This is a genomic window from Neobacillus sp. plas4 (genome assembly GCF_057221695.1).
In genome coordinates this window covers 2089773-2109102 of record NZ_CM170152.1, presented here as the reverse complement: position 1 = coordinate 2109102, position 19330 = coordinate 2089773, and the positions used below count along the sequence as shown (strand labels likewise).

Below are 19330 nucleotides of genomic sequence, written 5' to 3'. Positions count from 1 at the left end.
TGAACGCTTATTTTTTTAATTTCTCTAAATCAGCATCCACCATCATTTGAATTAATTCTTTAAAACTCACCTCTGTTTTCCAAGCTAACTTTTCTTTTGCTTTTGTACAATCCCCTAACAGAAGGTCCACTTCAGCAGGACGAATAAGATTCCTATCAATGATTACGTAGTTTCTCCAATCTAATCCTACATACGAAAACGCAATATTAACTAATTCTTCCACAGAATGGGTTTCTCCAGTAGAAATTATATAATCATCTGGAGTATTTTGTTGGAGCATTAGCCACATCGCTTTTACATAGTCACCGGCAAATCCCCAATCGCGCCTTGCATCCAAGTTACCCAGGCGCAGCTCGTCCACTAAACCTAATTTAATCTTTGCTACTGTATTTGTTACTTTTCTGGTAACAAACTCTAATCCGCGGCGAGGTGACTCATGATTAAACAAAATCCCAGAACAAGCAAACATATTGAAACTTTCGCGATAATTAACCGTAATCCAATGTCCGTACACTTTTGAAACTCCATATGGGCTTCGGGGATAGAAGGGCGTTTTCTCATTTTGAGGTGTTTCTACTACTTTACCAAACATTTCTGAACTCGAAGCTTGATAGAAACGTGCATCTGGTTTTACAATACGAACCGCTTCTAACATATTCGTTACCCCTAGAGCTGTAATTTGGCCGGTTGCTATGGGCTGTGGCCAAGAAGTTGCAACAAAAGACTGAGCTGCAAGGTTATAAACCTCATCAGGTTGTGCAATTTGGACTGCTGTTATAAGAGAGGCAAGGTCAGTTAGGTCCCCATCAATCCACTGTAATTTGTCTTTGATATTCTCTACATTTTCGTAGTTTTGTGTACTAGTTCTTCGACGAAGAGCAAATACTTTATATCCCTTTTCTAATAATAGTTCTGCCAAGTATGATCCGTCTTGTCCTGTGACGCCAGTAATAAGCGCTCTTTTCATTTTATCCACCCATATTCTAAAAACCAGCTGTACAATTTTTGTAAGCCTTCTTCTAAAGAAGTAGTTGCTTTCCATCCTAAAGAATGAATACGGGAAACATCTACTAACTTACGGGGTGTTCCATCAGGTTTAGTGGAATCAAAACGAATTTCACCTTTAAACCCTACAATGTGCTTTATTTTTTCAGCTAGCTCTCCAATTGTTAAATCCTCACCTACACCAATATTGACAATTTCATTACTTTCATAGGTATTCATTAAGAATAAGCATGCATCTGCTAAATCATCTGAATATAAGAACTCGCGTTTAGGTATTCCAGTTCCCCATACTTCAACATACTTTAAATTATTTTTATGTGCCTCATGGAATTTGCGGATAAGCGCGGGGATTACGTGAGAAGATTGTAAATTGAAGTTATCATTTTCACCGTATAAGTTTGTGGGCATTACACAAATGTACTTTGTGCCATATTGACGGTTATAGGCTTGGCACAATTTAATACCGGCAATTTTTGCTATTGCATATGGTTCGTTCGTTGGTTCAAGCTCTCCAGTAAGGAGGTACTCTTCTTTCAACGGCTGAGGGGCCATTTTAGGATATACACAAGTGCTTCCCAAAAAAAGAAGCTTTTTCACTCCATACCGATATGAAGCATCAATTACGTTTGTTTGAATCATTAAATTATCTCGGATAAAATCAGCAGGACATTCATTATTTGCAACGATTCCGCCTACTTTTGCAGCAGCAAGAAAAACATACTCAATCATTTCATCCTTAAAGAAAATCTCTACTAGTTGTTGATTACGTAAATCTAATTCTTTACTAGTCTTATATACAAGATTCGTATACCCTTGTTTTTGTAAATTTCTTAAAATTGCAGACCCCACTAATCCGCTATGACCCGCAACATAAATTTTGGAGTCCTTTTTCATCTACATCTCCCTCTTAATTGGACAAATTTTGTTCGATTTCTTCCCAGGTCATAAAAATTCGTACAATATCTTCTTCGATTAAATTACTTCCAAGTTGTACCTCAATAAATTCCAAATCTGTAATTGCCTTTATTGCATGTTTACTTGCAAATGGGATCATAAGATTATCACCTGGTCCTACATGGACGAAATTTCCATCTAACACAAAAATTCCTTCTCCTGCAGTTATTGACCATATTTCTTTTCTTTGTTGATGGAATTGGTAACTTAGATTTTTTCCGGATAAAACCTTAATTTTTTTGGTTAAAACTTCTTCCTTGTTTTCATTAACTGTGTAATCTAATACCTTATAGCTCCCCCAACGACGTTCCTCATACATTGGTCTTTGTTTAATATTTTTCATTACATCTTTTAGTTTCGAACTCATCGCTTTCTCACTAATTAAAATACCATCTGGGCTGCACGCTACAACTATATCTAATAAACCTAAGGCAATAACTGGAATATCCAATTCATTGATTATGTGTGTATTTATCGAATTACTGATAATACCCCTGCCTAATAAATGTAAATCCATCTCCTCGGTTAAGGTATTCCAAGTACCCAGATCCTTCCAGGAACTATTATAACTAAGGACGACAGCACGATTTACGTTTTCTACCACTTCATAGTCGAAACTTATCATAGGTAGTTTATCATACTGCTTGACTAATTCTTCATATTGAATAGGCATGCCCTTTTCTTTTAGGATCGAAATCATATAACCCAGCGTAAATGCAAAAACTCCACAATTCCACAGTGCACTTTCTTGAATCAGTTGTTTCGCCAGTTCTTCGTCTGGCTTCTCAACAAACCTTTTGACTGTCCTAAATAGATTATTCGTTTCTCCTTCTTTATTTTCATTTGGAATAATATATCCATACTTTTCAGATGGATAGCTAGGATGTGTTCCTATTAACGCTAAATCTGCACCAGATTGGGAGAGAGCATTTTCCATTTCTTTTATTTTCAAAAAAAATGAATCTTCCACAAAAGAGTCCACTGGAAGTACACAGATCATCTCATTTAACGGGACCTTCATTATTGAATTTAAATAAACAGCAGCTAAAGCAATAGCTGGAAATGTATCACGCCTAACTGGTTCTACGATAAGCGGTATATTGGAACCTATTTGACTCTGTAATATATCTACTTGTGTGCTAGAAGTGGATATAAACGTGTCATCTGCTAAACCTGACGATTTTATTTGGCTCCATATTCTTTGAACCATAGATTCTACCTGCTTGTCTTTATTTCTTAACACTTTTAAAAATTGCTTTGATCTTGAACTATTAGATAAGGGCCACAACCTGTTTCCAGACCCTCCAGACAATAGAATTAATTTCATCCTGTACCTCCTTTCTAAGAAATTGTTATGTGTCATTTTTTAATTATTTTTAGTTTCCATAAATGAGACAAGCTCTTTTTAAATAGTATGTTGCTGGATTTCATTATGTTAATAAAATGATAAATAAGCGGAGTATTAACTTGGTAAAAGTGAACAAAGGTTACTGAGGCAACACTTATTACGAAAAAACATTACTCTTGGTTCCAACATAAAAAGAGCAAACAGTATTTCGCATTGTTTGCCCTTAAATAAATATTTTTCTAAAATAAACAAAGATAAGAGATGGTCTAGAAATTTCTAAATAACGCGAATTTTTCCAACTCTTCTATTTCGATTGCGATCCTTTATATTTAGTTCTCTTCGGGATTGAGGAATACCTTGAAATGATATGAGGCCAGCCTTAAACAAAACATACCCGATAAAGGCAGCAAAGATCGAACTTCCAATCAGAAACAAGATGAATCTTCTGACGACATAACGTAACATTTTTTCACCTCTTTATCCTCTCATTGCTGATAAATATGATGATATCATCTTATTTATGTCGTCTTATTTAACTTCGCAATCCATCCCTTCCAAGAATTCTAAAGTTATGACGTTAATCTCTTGGTAATATATTTACTTAGGATTGCTTGTGAATCAATACACTATGTTAACCGTTATGAATACTTTCTCTTGTTTTCCAATATCGCTAAACGAATTAGTTTCAGTTTTATTTCTTTGCTTAATGAAAGCCATTCCGGTTTAAAGATTTTCATTTTCCATTCCCCCATTAGAGTATTGTTTGGTCTCAAAAGTTTAGAAACAACTTATTCTGCAACAATATTCAACTGAGATGTATTTGATTTTTACATTCCCGTTCCCTCAAACTCTATAACATTTTTCGTTTTCCATATTTATTCAATTTTCAACATTTTTTTCGCGATTAGAAGATGCTTGAGACCTTTCACGCTAAACAGTTTGTTAACTTATTTCAAAGAATTATTAAACAAGAATTGAAGAATATATCAATTTTTATAATAACAAGGGTATAAAGCAAAAATTGGCAAGCATGAGCCCAGTTCAATACCGGGTCTATACTAGCCAATTAGCTGCTTAAAATAAAACTCAAACTCTTGGGGGTCACATCAATTAGAGTTCCTAGCACTTTTCATTTTCATTATTAATGGATCAATCTGATATCGTTATTTCCCTACATAATAAGTTTCAGTCGGTCCCAGATAGCTATTTGCAGGTTTCTTTCCTTCTGGACTAATGACAAGCTTTTCTAAAACAAATCCTGGGCTCACTGCATAAATCCTAAGGGTATTGAATCCTTCCTTACAATTTATGGTGCTAATATGCCTGCGGATGTTATCAAGCACTCCTGCTGCCCAATTAGAGTCATCAACGCGGTATCCTTCCGGAAGTGTATTTTCAATGTTAATATCATCCTCATTCGCCTGTATTCCACAAAATAGCGTATAATCGGTTGTGACCGGATTCGATGGTTGCATATATAATTCTAACTCATACACTCCAGCTTCCTTTACGACGAATTGATATTCCAGATAAGGTGCGTCTTTACCTGCAGTAAAATATTCGTTTGTAGGAAACGCCTTCATAGCAGATAAAGTCTTGCCGTATCCCTGAAGCACTTCAAATCTATTAACCTCACCATACTGATTACTTACTTCCTTTTTAAGAGAATAATGTTCTGCTTCTATGGAAATATATCCATTCGTTTTGACAAAAGTCATTTCAGGAAATTCACTGTAATCAGTCTTCGATGCGTTTACAATGATTGTACAGGTACCACATGGCATTTCGACTACGATACTGCCTTCTGTCTCATCATTCATCAGACTACGATCAATCTTTACCTTGATTACTTCCATGGTTTTTTCTATGCCATCTAAGCTGCCGCTGAGCATTGAACATGTCAGCCACTGATTTTCGCAGGTAATCTTAAAATCCGCAGCCACATCACTTAAACTGAAAATCGTAAAGGAAGCTTCCTCGCTATCCGGTTGCAGGAAGTTATTCAAATAGACTTTATTATTATGCCATGCTGGACCTTCATTATGTTGTTCCGTCCCATCCACAGTTACCATGAGTCTTGGCTTACTAGTAGGTAATACATTCATTAGAATGGGATACTTGCAACCTTCTTCATTCCAGTTGATAAAACCGATATGCTCAGAAAGCCCCATTCCGTACCACTTACCATCATCAATCGTATGATACTGCTCCACCAGCTCTCTATCTCTTTTCAAGCATTCTCTTATCTGATCCGCCAGTTTGTTTGCTTCCAGTAAACCCAACTTAGCGTAATAATGATTTTTCCCAGTAAGCAGCCACATCTTCTGCAAATTCAGATTTCCTACAGCAGGGTAATAAACGAGTGAAAAATAAGCTGAATAGTTCTCAATATCGACATTCCAATATAGATTCTCAGCAATATCCAAAATGGTATCGATTTGCTGTAATAAATTTTCCGTTTCCTTGTAATTTACCGGATGATATACATCTGCATGCATGTGCTCAGGTCTGCGATTATGAGCAATCTTTGTGTAACCAGTGAGCAGCTCAAACACTTTTTTCATATCATCCCTAGAGAAAACACCCTTGAACTGTTTTTCAATCCATTGCATGGTATAAAGATCCGTCTTATTAATCGCATGAGTTCCCCATTTTTCAAAATCATATGCCAAATCCATGAAATAAGCTAACGGGAATTCCTGTGTAGCAATATCGCCTACATTCACAATCCACAAATCCCGAATGCCAAAGTCATAAGCCATACTCATCTGTTCCCATATCTTCGGAAGGTAAGAACTATTAATCCACTCATACGATATCGGCCCGCCATGATAATCGAAATGATAATACATACCATAACCGCCTTTATGGTTACGCATTTCTTCTGTTGGCAATGTCCGCAGGTTGCCATGATTATCATCACAGAGCATTAGAATGACATCTTCAAGCTCCTCTGAATTCATTAATCCTGGTGTATCCTTATCTCCATAGAAGAAGGGTTCCACTTCTTTATATAAGGCCAGCATTCTTGGTACTTCAGAAAGATTAGGATTGATATTTTCACGAATCAGCTGGTTTTGTGTCTGTAGTACATCTCGTAACAAATTGATATTGTCAGCTAGTGTGGCTTCTTTGCCCATGATTGAAGTATCGGCCTCTCCACGCATACCGACAGTAACGACATTTTCAAATTTGCCGCTGCGCTTCAAACCATCTTCCCAGAACTTGGTAATCCCTTCTCTATTCGTAATAAAATTCCAAGCATCTCCATAAATGGATTCCTTTCCACGCAAATATTTATATTCCTCACCATTACGCAAACAAGGCTCATGATGAGATGCCCCCATAACAATTCCATACTCGTCTGCTAGTTCAGCATTTGCTAAGCCTGGTCCGTCTACACTAAAACGAGCGGACCACATGGCTGGCCAAAGATAATTTCCTTTCAATCTTAGCAGCAGTTCAAATACGTGATCGTACATTTCTGCATTAAAGCCGCCAAAATTCTTCATCGTCCAGTTACCATAGGCAGGCCATTCATCATTGATAAAGAAGCCACGGTAACGAACAGAGGGCTCTTTAGAAATATATTTCAAGTCTCCGCTCAAGGAAATGGACTCTTGTCGCTGCGGCTTCACACCACTCCAATCTACCAACGGAGAAACACCAAGCAGTTCTGATAGATGAAAAAGGCAGTAAATCGTACCGCGTTTATCACTTCCAGCAATGACCAACGCCTTTTCAACGTCCTCAAATGGATTATCAATCACTTGAAATAAATAGACTTCTCTTTTTCCGTTTATTTCTGACAGGTCAATTTTCTTTTTCTCTTCAAGCTCATGAAGCATGGGGCTGTTATCTACCGTTCCATATAAAACAACATTCTTTCCAAGCCTATTTCTGTCCGTGGTTGCTTGCGGGGCATATCCGAAAACCATCTCCACATCATGCATAACCTTTTTGGCGATTTTATTGACACCGCTATATGCCTCTTTTTCCTGATAAAATAATGAAATATAACCTTTTAACATTTCTTGGTTGATTACAAATTCCATAAACAAATCCTTTCTTTATAGCCCAGATTTTTTATTTACTTTGCAGTAAAGTAGGCAAATTACAAGGTATATCCGAATCCCAAAATCGTAAAACATTTATCTTCATGATTGGAAGCCATTTTGATTTCTACCTGGTGTTCCCGGCAGACATTCTCTTGATACACGATTACTGCATTGCAGTGAGTCCAGTTTACTTCATGCGGGTCAGCAGTTATTTTAAGTTTGCCATCCACATAAATCTCTGCAGTTCCAAACTCACTACTTCCTGAATCCTTAAAAACAAGAATGAGACTTTTGCTGTTTATCGTCATTTTGAAACTTTCATTTCCCGATACAGCTGTATGCATCCAGTTATTCGGGAATTGTGGGGTAACAAAAGGGTTCGCATCCATCTCTACCATCTGCAAATCGACATCTGTTTCTCTAAAACTGCCGATATTTATCCTTGCATTAATGGTGTTATCTTTCCTATCAAGTAACTGAACATCCTTATAACCATTACCTATAACCGGTGTTTTATCGATTTCGATGTCAACCCGATCTTTACTAGATTTCTTTGTTTCCGAAAATAAATAGGCAAGGCAATCACCCATTACGGTATGACCGTCATTTGTTGGATGATAGATATCGTAAAAAAATTGCCTCTTGGTAATGATGTTTCCTTCTTCCCTAGTAAGCCTAAACTGCTCTACCACTGCTTCCTTTACACTTACCATTGGAAGTTCATAGTGAGCACCAACGGGAGAAAGCCTATCCTGGAGATTCCAGTCATTTTCAAACACGCTGAATAATAAAATAACTGCTGGTTTGTTTTCCGATGAAAGTATTTTTAAACATAAGCTCTCATAACAAATTCCCTCTGTTTCGTCACCTGCATCATTTACAGCAAACTCAACAATTACTATATCCGGCGCTACTTCTCCATCCCTTAAAATATCCCGTTCATATCGGATCATGCCGAGTTCAGATGGTGTACCACCTACCCCGGCCTTTATAAAATGAACATTCTTCCCATTATCTTTTCCAAACATTTCTCTGAATCTCAAATAAGATTGATAGGCATAGCTATGAGTATGGATTGGTTTTGCTCCAGCACCCTGAGTAATGGAGCCCCCAATATAAGCGATGGTAACATCTTCGCCTCTTTCTGCTTTTTCAATGGCTGCTTTTAATCGGTGATTGTTTCCTTTGCTTAAAAGGGATTTTCTAATCATCGCCTGGTAACCTTCTGAGCCAAATGGAACCGGTGGGTCCAACGTAATCTCAGGTACCTTATAGTCATCATGCAGATAGAATTTAATAGTTGCAGTTGCTAGTCCTCCAGGTTGGTCGAATTCAAAGGCAAATTTACCTGGAACATCATCATCTTGGGACCATTCAAAATCCTCAAGTTCTACCTGCATCTCTGTTCCATCTGTTGGACAGGGTATTCTTAATAGTGTTCCAGTTTCATATTTACTTCGTTTTCCATAATTGTGTACTACAAAATTGATCCACCCGGTATTTTCATTGCCTGTTTTTATAACGAGTCCTATACTGTGAACGAGCTTGCGAAATCCCTTACAATCGTCAAGGAGAGTCAAAATTTCCTCATCACTCACGCCACCGACAACTCTTGCAATACTTTTTAATCGTTCTCCATCTAAATAGACTTCCTGTGAAGGCTTACCTTCATTACGTGGAGATGCCTCAATCACTTTCTCTAACATTACGAAAAAGCTATCTCGTTTTACCACTGGGTCTTTTGGTGCCTTGAAATCAACTTTGGTATCGCCATTTTCTATTAATCTGCTTTTTCCAGTCATTTTTAGCTTTCTCTCCTTTGAATGATCAATTTTTTTATGACACTTCCTAGTGAATCTACATAATTGACACCTGTGGCCAATCCAATGGAGCTTCTTGGTTGATTTAGAGGTAATAACCACCTTGAGTATCCTTGATTCTAGATTCACAAAGTTTATTCAATCAACAAACAAAGTATATATGTATTCATTTTATTATTTTTTTCAGAAAGGTCAATGCATTTTTGAAATCGCTTTATATTATTTTAAATTAGGATGCCCGGCAGTTTTACCCTTAAGTACTGATAAATCAAGATTTATTCTTTACTAATGTTTTCTTGTGATTTGAATATCAAAAAAAGTGGCACCAAGCATGGCACCACTTAGACCTTAATATATAACTTGAAATCCGCAATTTAAATTAATTTTACTCCATGGCGCTCAAATGCCGCCGCTTCTAGTATAGACATACCCTGTTCCTCGGCAGCCTTAGCCACTTTATCCGAAACTTGTGGTGCAAGATTCGCAGGAGCAGCATAGGACATTTCTCTTGCACGAGCAGTGTTTCTGCGTTGGAACGGTCCCCAAATAGCAAAGGTTTGACCCGGTTCTTGAATATTGACAAACAGCGTGTTTCCATCAGGCGAGAAGGTTGGTCCCGCCAATTCAGATCCACTTTGACGGTTGGCTGCAAAAGGATAGACTTTACCTTCTGGGGTAATTCCCATAAGTCGGTCTTGGCCTGAACCGTCTTCTGCATACCAAAGGTCCCCCCATGGAGTCATGCAGATATTATCTGGATATTCCATTTCTCGTGCATCATTTCCCTCATAGAAAAGCTCCAATGTATTCGTGTGTGGAATATAACGGTATAGACGTCCAAGTTTTTTCTCACCGGCAGAAGTGTCATCAAACCAGAAAACTCCCTCTTGGAAGAATGCTCCTTCTAATCTGCTGAACTCAATACAGTTTTGTGCCTTGGCATCTTCGCGGCACAAATGAGGATCTACTTCCTTCCAAACGATTTCAAATTTTTGTCCTGTTTTAAAGGTGCTAGCTGCTGGACGTTGTACTGCTTCAATTGCCGCCGCATAGAGCTTTCCGCCTTTATGTAATGCACCTGGCTCCTGGCTGGTGTCAGTTGGGATAAAACGGTAAAGGTAACTTGGGCTTGCATCCTCAGTTAAGTATACATATCCTGTCGCTGGGTCAATCGCACAGGCTTCGTGTGCAAAGCGGCCCATTTCCTTGATTGGAGTTTTTGACATATCGTTCTCCGGCTGTGACGGATCTACTTCGAATACATAACCGTGTGTTTCGGAACGTGTTTCTTCACAAGTTAACCAAGTACCCCATGGTGTCGCTCCACCGGCACAATTTCGGATTGTACCTGAAGAGGTTACATATTCTTTGATAACTTCTTGATTTGGTCCTACAACTAGAGCCGTTGTACCACCCTTAGCTGCCGCATCAAAAGGATTGCTTCCAAATGCTGCGCCATTCCCCAATTCATGGTTACGAACAAGAATGGTCGTATTGTTAGGTCCCTCAAAAGCTGCCATCCCATCAAAGGCTCCCGGGATTTTTGCCCCGTTTGACATCAGATCTCCCTCTTTAGAGATAATTTTGTAATGAAACCCTTGTGGAAGATCGAGAATTCCATTTGGATCCGGAACCAAAGGACCATAACCGCCAAAACCGCTGGCAGGATTATTAGTCGTATCGGCAAATGCTTTCGAACCGAGTGCTAACACACCAGTTGAGCCAAGAGTAAGAGCAAGTGTACTCATTCCTCCAGCTTTTAAAAAGTCTCTTCTGTTAAAGCCATTTTTAGAAATTTCATTACTCATAGACTATCTCTCCTCAATATGTATATTTTGAATCTAGTAATAGATTAAATGAGAAGTTTTAAGAGAAGGTAGGGTTTATGTAAATATTCAGTAAACTATTGATAAAGGATTGTAAATAGTAGAAAAATACCCTGAATGCGTATGATTCAGGGTACTTTTTTTGTCACAAATTTCTTATTAAATTGGCATTGGGCTTCCTTTATGATCGATAAAAACATATTTACTTTCTATCCGACGTTTATTCTCAATAAGTTCTAGTATTCCATTTGCTGTATCATTAGGATCTCCTGGGGCACTTTCCCCACCCATATCTGTCTTTATCCAGCCAGGATGGACAGCATAAACTTGAATATTATTTCCATTAACGTATTTACTCAATTGCTGGGAAAACATGTTTAGGGCCGTTTTAGATCCAGCATAAGCATAATCGCCGCCATAAGCGTTATCAAAGCTGCCTGCTTCAGAAGAAATATTAATAATCGTGGTACTATCACCCATTAATAATAATGGAAGAAAATACTTAACAACTCTCATTGGACCAAAAAGATTTACATCAAATGATACCTGTACCTGATCTAAATTCAATTCCTCGATTGTTTTATCACGTTCTAATAGAATTCCTGCATTATTAACAATCGCGTCAATCGAACCAAATTGCTCCTTTACAAAATTCGCAGCCCGTATGACAGATTCCTCATTTGTTACATCTAACGGAACGATAGAAACAGACTTTGAGAATTCAAAATCAGATAATTTATTCTCTCCTTGCCGAACATCGCGAACCCCAGCAACAATATGATGTCCTCTTTCTGCCCGCGTTTGGGCAAGTGCTAGTCCTAAACCTCTATTTGCTCCTGTAACTAAAATCCTCATATCCCTCTCACCTACTTAGACAACTCAATTTTATTAATAGAAGAGGAATGAACGACTATATTATTTTTCATTTTCCAGCAACCTCTACCCAATGTTAAACCTTTGACAAAATATTTGCAGGAATGGATATACCACAATTATCGGTAAGCTTGGCACCATCGTTGTAGTGGCATACTTTGTGTCCTTGTTAATTATTTATGATAAATAAATCTTTCACCAGGAACCATCATATGGAATTTCTGGTTAGGATAACGCTGAAATAGGTAATCGACAAAATAAGCTGGATTCTCGCGGTTATTCGGAAACATATCATAATGAATCGGAACTATGAGGTCAACCCCGACCGCTGCAGAAAAGTCTGCCGCTTCTCTGGAATTCATGTTTCCGATAATACCTCGTGAAGTGCGGAAATAGTCCGATCCATTTATTGGCAAAAAAGCAACATGAGGTCTGAACTTTTTTACTTTATTAATCAGTTCAGGTGTAACGATTGTATCCCCGCTGTGAAATAGACGAATGCCGTTTACCTCTATTAAATAGCCTAAAAAAACATGATTGCCTAAAGAATCTGTTTCATAATCCGTATGAGCAGCAGGAATAGGTGTAATCTTAAATCCCTTGATAAAAAACGATTCGCCATCTTTGGCTGAATGTATATTTTTATTATCCACGTGTTCTTGTACTATCGGGACAAGTGATGCTGGGATTCCAAACATAGAGTCAGAGACTCTTGAAACCTCTTTAATACTTGATAAATCTAAATGATCATCGTGTCCGTGTGTAACCAATACACCGTCTAAGTCTCGGAGCATTCCCGGGTCAATAACCGGTGGAAAAGCTCTTATAAATTCAGTCTCAGGGTTCTTTTCCTCAATACTTCGGGTTAAATAAGGATCAATGCAAAGTAGCCCATCCTCTTCTGTTCCTTTTAAGAGGACGCCCGCTTGTCCTAAATTCCAAAACGAAACAGCCTCTCCTAAAATTCTTGTCTGTCTTACCTCATTCATTAATTCTTTCCCACTTTTATAAATAGTCCCCATTGATTCCACCTGTTTCTTTTAATTGAATTATATCATTGGCTTTTGTACCTTCTAACCAGAAAAGCCAAACTAAGAAAAAACCCGCACGAGTGAAGGAATCACAGTGCGGTTATGAGGATAAGAGACCAACCATCGATCCTCTAGGTTTTATCATTTATTGGTTTTGGAAATCAGTTCACATGCTTCAAAAAGCAGAAGATCTGACCATCAAATCATTTAACTCGGTTAGATAAGATAACCGTCCCCATTCTTTATTTTCAAAGCTTCTTCTCCTGCTTTTAATACCTCAATGATGCGGTCGACGTCGTAGATGCTGCCGCTCCATGTACCGCCGCTGACAGCTTGCAACGCTGCCCATAATCTTGTATCATCGGGAAGTTGTGGCGATGGCTTTACATCTGGATTAACTGGTCTCTTGGCAAGGATTACACTTCCTTCTTCAGGTGTAACCTCGTTGTAAGGTGTTCCAAGAAAGTGAAGATGGCCTTCCAATTCTTTCGTATTAATATAAACCTCGATTAAATCACCGGTTCTTAACTTTCCGATTGGTCCATTAGCAAGACCTTCAGGACCGATATGTCCGATACAAGCGCCGGTTGAAACACCTGAAAAACGGGCGTCGGTTAACAATGTTACATGTTTTCCATACGATAAATGCTTTAAAGCAGAGGTCAGTTGATACGTTTCCTCCATACCCGTTCCAAGCGGACCGCATCCAGTGACAACCATGATATCCCCTGCAAAAACTTCGCCATTTTTTATCGCTTTCATTGCTTCGCGTTCACTTGTATACACTTTCGCAGTATTTCTATGATAGAACACGCCATTTTCGTCTATTTTTTCAGGATCGATCGAAGCTGATTTAATAATAGAGCCTTCTGGTGCAATATTTCCAGTTGGGAAAGTCAAGGTAGAGTGCATGCCACGTTCAAGGGCAGCATTTGGGGACATGATAACGTCACTTGCATCAACATTGTCCTGTTCTTTAAGAATTTGTTTCATTCTTTCCCGCCGCTCAGAATTTTCCCACCAATCGAGATTTTCCCGCAGTGTCCTTCCTGTTACCGTCATTACATCCTCATCCAATAAACCCAAGGAACGTAAATGCAGCATCACTTCAGGAACTCCTCCGGCTAAAAAGGCACGGATGGTTGGATGATGGACCGGTCCATTTGGCAGCACACTGACAAGTCGAGGAGTTGTTTTGTTTATTTCAATCCAGTCCTCAACAGTTGGAATAGTACATCCCGCTGCATAGGCAATGGCTGGGATATGTAAAAGCAGATTGGTTGATCCACCAAATGCGGCATGTACTACCATAGCATTTCGAATCGCTGCGTTTGTCACGATGTCTTTTGTCGTAATTCCTTGTTCTTCAAGATGAATGACCGCACGGGCTGATTGTCTTGCCATTTCTCTCCAAATATTCTGACCAGACGGAGCCAGGGCTGAGTGTGGTACAGAAAGTCCTAATGCTTCACTAACAACCTGGGCTGTGGCCGCTGTACCCAAGAATTGACAGCCTCCACCAGGTGTAGCGCAAGCCCGGCAGCCAAGGTCAGCAGCCTCTAAAAGGCTTAATTCATTATTGGAATACCGTGCACTAATGGTCTGGACTTTTCCAGCGTCCTCCCCATAGAAAGGGGGAAGTGTAACCCCCCCTGGAATGACAACCGTTGGCAATTCTTGCATGGATGCCATTGCAATCATCATCGCAGGAAGCCCTTTATCACAAGTAGCGATCCCAATCGCTGCCTGCCTTGTTGGCAGAGAGCGAATTAACCGGCGAAAAACGATGGCCGCGTCGTTTCGGTATGCCAGGGAGTCAAACATTCCGGTCGTTCCCTGGGATCTTCCATCACAAGGATCACTAACATATCCTGCAAATGGAATTCCTCCATGTTCACTTACTTCACGTGCAGCTTCCTTCATTAATAAATCAACTTCCCAGTGACCTGTGTGATAGCCGAGAGCAATTGGATCACCGTTTATATCTTTCATTCCGCCTTGCGTACTCAGAAGGAGGACTTGTTTGCCGTTTAATTTAGTTGGCTTCCATCCCATTCCAACATTTTGCGTCATCCCAAATAAATTACCACTTGGCTCTTCACGCAACATTTGATCTGTTAGCGGAAGCTTTCCTTGCGGACCAAGTGCTTTCGTTTTGATGGAATAAATGTCAGGGTTATTTGAATTCATTAGCTCATCAACTGAGTTAGCCAATAATAGGACCCCTTTCTAATGGAAGTATGAGTCTATTAAACTCAAACTCTTAGCCATTTTGGAATTTCTTTTTCCATGGTTCGGACGAAACAGATAAATACCAATTGGTTGATTTGGAGGGAAGAACACTTTCCCGTGTCTCCCTTAGCCTTTGATAAAAACTGTTTTGGTAGTTGTAAAAAATTCTTTGGCTGCTTCGCCTTGTTCGCGGGAATGCGAGCTGGATGCTTTCATTCCGCCGAATGGAGCTTGCAATTCTACACCGGCCGTTTCATAGTTAACACGGACAAGACCCGCTTCAATATCATCAATGAAAGTAAGGATTTTGCCGATATCTTTTGTAAAAATAGAAGCGCTCAAACCAAATTCGGTATCATTCGCCACTTCAATACCTTCTTCAATCGTTTCTACTTTCATCAGAGCCAGGACTGGACCAAAAATTTCCTCTTTGGCAATCGTCATGCTGGAAGTTACATTGTCAAAAACCGTTGGAAGTACATAGAACCCTTGTTGAAACTCAGGAGAATTCGGAGCTTCACCGCCAATTAATAGATCTGCACCTTCTTCGATCCCTTTTTGAATGTAATATCTTACTGTCTTGTACTGTTCTTCAGAAGCACAAGGTCCCATCCAAGTCTCTGATTCCAATCCGTTCCCGACTTTAATCTTTTTTACTTCGGCAACTAATTTATCTTTAAATTGATTATAAACACCGCTTTGTACAATGACACGGCTGCTGCAGGTACATTTTTGACCAGTAGATTTAAGTCCCCCGCTTAAAACGGCAGCTACAGCCTGATCCAAATCAGCATCATTTGCTATGATAATCGGATTCTTCCCGCCCATTTCAAGCTGATATTTTGCTCCACGGGCAGAAGCTGTTTGACCAATTTGTTTTCCAACTGAGTTTGAACCTGTAAAAGTTACTGCTGCAACATCTGGATGTTCAGCAAGTCCTTGTCCAATAACCGAACCTTTGCCTGTAATTAAGTTAATAACACCTTTTGGGAAACCTGCCTGTTCGAAGCACTCAATCATTTTAGCAGCCGTTACAGCTGCTTCCGTTGCCGGCTTCAAAACCACTGTATTTCCGTAAACTAGAGCTGGGGCTGCTTTCCAAATTGGAATCGCGACTGGGAAATTCCATGGTGTAATCGCACCAACGACACCCAGTGGAACACGTTTGCTAAACTGTAGAGCTCCACTATCTGATGCTGGTATAATATCCCCCATTTTTCTTGCACCTTCACCAGCATAATAGCGTAAAATAGCGACACCCCTGGCGGTTTCTCCCTTTGCCTCAGGCAAAGTTTTTCCCATTTCCTTTGTCATTGTTTCGGCTACTTCATCAAGATTTTTTTCAAGAATATCAGCCGCTTTATACAAGAGATTTCCTCTCTCAATTCCAGATAACTTTTTCCAAGCTTTTTGTGCTTGATTGGCAGCTAGAACCGCTTCATTTAAGTCTTCTCTAGTTGAGCTTTGGACATAACCTACCACTTCCCGGTTGGCTGGATTAATACTTGGCAATGTTTCATTGGAAGAACTAACCTGCCAATGACCATTGATATAGTTTAAAAATGTTTTAGTTTGAGATAAAGTTGCCATGTTCATACTCCTCCTAGTTTGCTATTTTTACACTTTTATTAACTTGAACAGGGTTTCGTAAAACACCAATTCCACTAATCTCAATCTCAATGACATCACCCTCTGCCAGAGTGAAGTCCTCGTCAGGGACAATGCATGTACCGGTTAACAATACTGTTCCATCAAACACCACATTATCACGGCACAAAAAAGAAACTAATTCATCATATTTTCTTTTTAACTGTGATGTATTTGCACTTTCTTCAAAAATTAATTCACTGTTACGATGGATTCTGCACGTAATTAAGAGATTATAAGGATCATCGACCGTCTCCGCTAATCGAATACTAGGGCCAATCGAACATGAGTTTTTCCAAACTTTTGCCTGTGGCAGATATAATGGATTTTCACCCTCAATATCACGACTGCTCATGTCATTTCCTATCGTATATCCAACAATTTCACCCTTACTGCTCAATACCAGGCCAAGTTCTGGTTCCGGGATCTGCCAATTCGAATCAGTCCTTATATAAACAGGCGTATCTGGTCCTATTGTTCTATTTAAAGTTGATTTCAAAAATAACTCCGGCCTCTCAGCTTCATAAACTTTGTCATAGATTGATTGATTCGTTGTCGCTTTTGATTCCAAGTTTCTTGCTTCCCGGCTTTTTAAATAAGTAACTCCAGAAGCCCAAACTTCTTCCGGGCGGATTGGTAACGTCAATTGAAGTTCTTCTAGTTTTTCGTCGATTGGAAGTGAATTCTGAATAACCTGTTGAACTAAAGATAAACATATCTGATTTTTAGTTTCTGCTTCCTCCATAAGATGTTGGAAACTATTATAAGGTAATACATAAATTTGACCGCTTTCCGTTAGGGCAGCCAGTTGGTCTGATTTTTGTTCAGACTTATAACATATAATTCTCATAAAACATTTCCCCTTCAATTTAAAATATGAAACTATTTTGAAATTACTCTAAATGAATATTACCTAAAATAAGGTCACACCAATGGAAAATACTCTCAGTAATCCAATTAGAACTTCTCCGTTTCATGTCATGCTTAGTAATATAATTTTTCTATTAAGCGTTTTCAAAAATGGAATCATGAAAGAATTTAAACCGTTTTACAAAGCAATTCACATGTTTTAATTTTTCAAAAAATAAAAGTATTGCAAATAAATTATAACATCGAAATCTTAGTTTGTACATTAAATAAACTAAGTTCTGTTCATCTAGTATATATTATCATTTATGGAAAAATAAAACCTGTCGCAGATTAGCCTCATTAGAGAACCTTTTGCGTCAACCCCTCTTACACCAATATTTTCAGTACATATGTATTTGATTAGATTACCAACCGTACTGATTCAGCATCTTTATCTAAAATGAAGCTTACTTTTTTATCTCCACAAACCAAATCATATTCACCAAGGAATCCTTCAAATGAAACCATTCCGTTGTCATCTGTCTTACATGTTACATTTGTATACCAGTCACCTTTGATCAGTTTCTTTAAAACTTCATAAGCAGGTTTTGGACTATTATCTCTTCTGATAAATCCAGCAGGAGCACCAAGCCATGCACCATCATCGCTGAAGGACCAGGATGTAATGGCTTCTACCTGAGGATGTTTAAACAGAATCGAATACATTTCTTCTACTTCTTTTGCCTGACGTTCTTCGAATTCTGGTGTAGATGGCCATTCTGGAATCTGATAATCATTCAGATCTTCAATTTCAGTTGGCATAAGATGTCCAGATGTCAATGTGTTTTCTGTAAAGTGAATGGGAAGACCAAAGTGTGAGAAACGGTCTAATACTTCTTCTAATTTCTCACGTCCCCAATATCCCTGATGCTGATGTGATTGAATACCAATAGCATCAATTGGAATACCAGCATTTAGACATCCATCAATTAAGATTTCATAATTAATAGATGTATTAAAGTCATTTAATAATAGGGTCGCACCAGGATTAAATTCACGTGTTTTTGCAAACATTTCTTTAATGATTCCAACTCGGCCAAGGTCTTTACTAATCATTGTAACCCCATTGTCATACTTATCAAAGATTGGCATAATGACAACTTCATTGATCACATCCCACATATTTATTAATCCTTTAAAGTCTGATACTTCACGCTCGATTCTAGCAAACTGTGCTTTCAGGATTTCTTCATTACTCATATCCAAAAGCCATGGTGCAGTTACTGTGTGCCAGCAGAGTGGATGTCCTTTCACAGCTACGTTTCTTTCTTTTAACCACTGTGCAGCAGCCTTTAATTCTTTTGTCTTTGGTTTACCTTTTTCAGGCTCGAATGTTCCCCAATAGAAGGGCAAGGTTGCAAAGTTAAATAAATCTAAGAACTTATCAAGTTTCTGTTCCAAAAATAGAAGTCTGTCAGCTGATACACTTTTGTTAGCAACTTGGACTGCATCAAATATGCCGCTACCAAATAGGAACTTATGGTTTGTCTGTTTAAGTTCCACTTCCTTTCCCCCAACAGGATAACCTGATGCATCCACAAGTTTGATTGTCTTGCTCGCCATACGGTGTGCAAATTCATTTGTCCCCCCCATTATGATACCTCCATTTTCATTTGAGTTTCTAGAC

Annotated in this window: 14 protein-coding genes; 1 reads left to right on the top strand and 13 read right to left on the bottom strand. The window is 38.7% G+C overall.

Translation table 11 applies throughout. The features are described 5' to 3' along the window. Positions 1-7: 7 nt before the first annotated feature. From gmd to AC2TFD_RS10515, 4 genes are all read right to left on the bottom strand, one after another. Complete coding sequence (gmd, locus tag AC2TFD_RS10530; protein WP_335519209.1) at positions 8-967, bottom strand: GDP-mannose 4,6-dehydratase; 960 nt, start codon at positions 965-967, stop codon at positions 8-10. Next, positions 964-1899, bottom strand: coding sequence for a GDP-L-fucose synthase (gene fcl / locus AC2TFD_RS10525; protein WP_484675600.1), 936 nt, complete (start codon positions 1897-1899; stop codon positions 964-966). Before fcl ends, gmd begins: the two co-directional genes overlap by 4 nt. 13 nt (positions 1900-1912) lie before the next feature. Further along, positions 1913-3286, bottom strand: coding sequence for a sugar phosphate nucleotidyltransferase (locus AC2TFD_RS10520; protein ID WP_484675599.1), 1374 nt, complete (start codon positions 3284-3286; stop codon positions 1913-1915). 297 nt (positions 3287-3583) lie between these two features. Next, positions 3584-3772 (bottom strand): hypothetical protein, encoded by a 189-nt coding sequence (locus tag AC2TFD_RS10515; RefSeq protein WP_335512300.1) that lies wholly within the window; start codon positions 3770-3772, stop codon positions 3584-3586. 508 nt (positions 3773-4280) lie between these two features. Here AC2TFD_RS10515 and AC2TFD_RS10510 point away from each other — a divergent pair. After that, a complete protein-coding gene (locus tag AC2TFD_RS10510) occupies positions 4281-4385 on the top strand; it encodes an IS3 family transposase (protein WP_420489044.1) in 105 nt (34 codons plus the stop codon). An 85-nt stretch (positions 4386-4470) separates the two neighbouring features. Here the strand turns inward: AC2TFD_RS10510 and AC2TFD_RS10505 are convergent, their stop codons facing one another. The 9 genes from AC2TFD_RS10505 to AC2TFD_RS10465 form a co-directional block, all read right to left on the bottom strand. Beyond that, positions 4471-7362, bottom strand: coding sequence for a glycosyl hydrolase 115 family protein (locus tag AC2TFD_RS10505; RefSeq protein WP_484675598.1), 2892 nt, complete (start codon positions 7360-7362; stop codon positions 4471-4473). A gap of 59 nt (positions 7363-7421) precedes the next feature. Then, positions 7422-9167, bottom strand: a complete 1746-nt coding sequence (locus AC2TFD_RS10500) for an SGNH/GDSL hydrolase family protein (RefSeq protein WP_484675597.1) — start codon at positions 9165-9167, stop codon at positions 7422-7424. Positions 9168-9559: 392 nt separating this feature from the next. Beyond that, positions 9560-10993: an alkaline phosphatase PhoX gene (locus AC2TFD_RS10495; RefSeq protein WP_335512297.1), complete on the bottom strand. Its 1434-nt coding sequence runs from the start codon at positions 10991-10993 to the stop codon at positions 9560-9562. Between the two features lie 177 nt (positions 10994-11170). Beyond that, positions 11171-11866, bottom strand: a complete 696-nt coding sequence (locus tag AC2TFD_RS10490; protein WP_335512296.1) for an SDR family oxidoreductase — start codon at positions 11864-11866, stop codon at positions 11171-11173. A gap of 191 nt (positions 11867-12057) precedes the next feature. Beyond that, positions 12058-12906: an MBL fold metallo-hydrolase gene (locus AC2TFD_RS10485; RefSeq protein WP_484675596.1), complete on the bottom strand. Its 849-nt coding sequence runs from the start codon at positions 12904-12906 to the stop codon at positions 12058-12060. Positions 12907-13131: 225 nt separating this feature from the next. Then, positions 13132-15129, bottom strand: a complete 1998-nt coding sequence (locus AC2TFD_RS10480) for a YjhG/YagF family D-xylonate dehydratase (protein WP_484675595.1) — start codon at positions 15127-15129, stop codon at positions 13132-13134. 144 nt (positions 15130-15273) lie between these two features. After that, positions 15274-16737: an alpha-ketoglutaric semialdehyde dehydrogenase GucD gene (gene gucD, locus AC2TFD_RS10475; RefSeq protein WP_335512294.1), complete on the bottom strand. Its 1464-nt coding sequence runs from the start codon at positions 16735-16737 to the stop codon at positions 15274-15276. A 13-nt stretch (positions 16738-16750) separates the two neighbouring features. Further along, entirely contained in the window at positions 16751-17644 is an 894-nt protein-coding gene (locus tag AC2TFD_RS10470; protein ID WP_484675594.1) for a fumarylacetoacetate hydrolase family protein, read from the bottom strand. Between the two features lie 419 nt (positions 17645-18063). Continuing rightward, the gene (locus tag AC2TFD_RS10465; RefSeq protein ID WP_484675593.1) at positions 18064-19296 is read right to left on the bottom strand and encodes an endo-1,4-beta-xylanase; all 1233 of its coding nucleotides are present in this window, start codon (positions 19294-19296) and stop codon (positions 18064-18066) included. Between the last annotated feature and the right edge of the window lie 34 nt (positions 19297-19330).

Bases quoted from the DNA above. Each gene is read 5' to 3' on its own strand.
- gmd (WP_335519209.1), bottom strand. From the start codon at position 967: ATGAAAAGAGCGCTTATTACTGGCGTCACAGGACAAGACGGATCATAC.
- fcl (WP_484675600.1), bottom strand. From the start codon at position 1,899: ATGAAAAAGGACTCCAAAATTTATGTTGCGGGTCATAGCGGATTAGTG.
- AC2TFD_RS10520 (WP_484675599.1), bottom strand. From the start codon at position 3,286: ATGAAATTAATTCTATTGTCTGGAGGGTCTGGAAACAGGTTGTGGCCC.
- AC2TFD_RS10515 (WP_335512300.1), bottom strand. From the start codon at position 3,772: ATGTTACGTTATGTCGTCAGAAGATTCATCTTGTTTCTGATTGGAAGT.
- AC2TFD_RS10505 (WP_484675598.1), bottom strand. From the start codon at position 7,362: ATGGAATTTGTAATCAACCAAGAAATGTTAAAAGGTTATATTTCATTA.
- AC2TFD_RS10500 (WP_484675597.1), bottom strand. From the start codon at position 9,167: ATGACTGGAAAAAGCAGATTAATAGAAAATGGCGATACCAAAGTTGAT.
- AC2TFD_RS10495 (WP_335512297.1), bottom strand. From the start codon at position 10,993: ATGAGTAATGAAATTTCTAAAAATGGCTTTAACAGAAGAGACTTTTTA.
- AC2TFD_RS10490 (WP_335512296.1), bottom strand. From the start codon at position 11,866: ATGAGGATTTTAGTTACAGGAGCAAATAGAGGTTTAGGACTAGCACTT.
- AC2TFD_RS10485 (WP_484675596.1), bottom strand. From the start codon at position 12,906: ATGGGGACTATTTATAAAAGTGGGAAAGAATTAATGAATGAGGTAAGA.
- gucD (WP_335512294.1), bottom strand. From the start codon at position 16,737: ATGGCAACTTTATCTCAAACTAAAACATTTTTAAACTATATCAATGGT.
- AC2TFD_RS10470 (WP_484675594.1), bottom strand. From the start codon at position 17,644: ATGAGAATTATATGTTATAAGTCTGAACAAAAATCAGACCAACTGGCT.
- AC2TFD_RS10465 (WP_484675593.1), bottom strand. From the start codon at position 19,296: ATGGGGGGGACAAATGAATTTGCACACCGTATGGCGAGCAAGACAATC.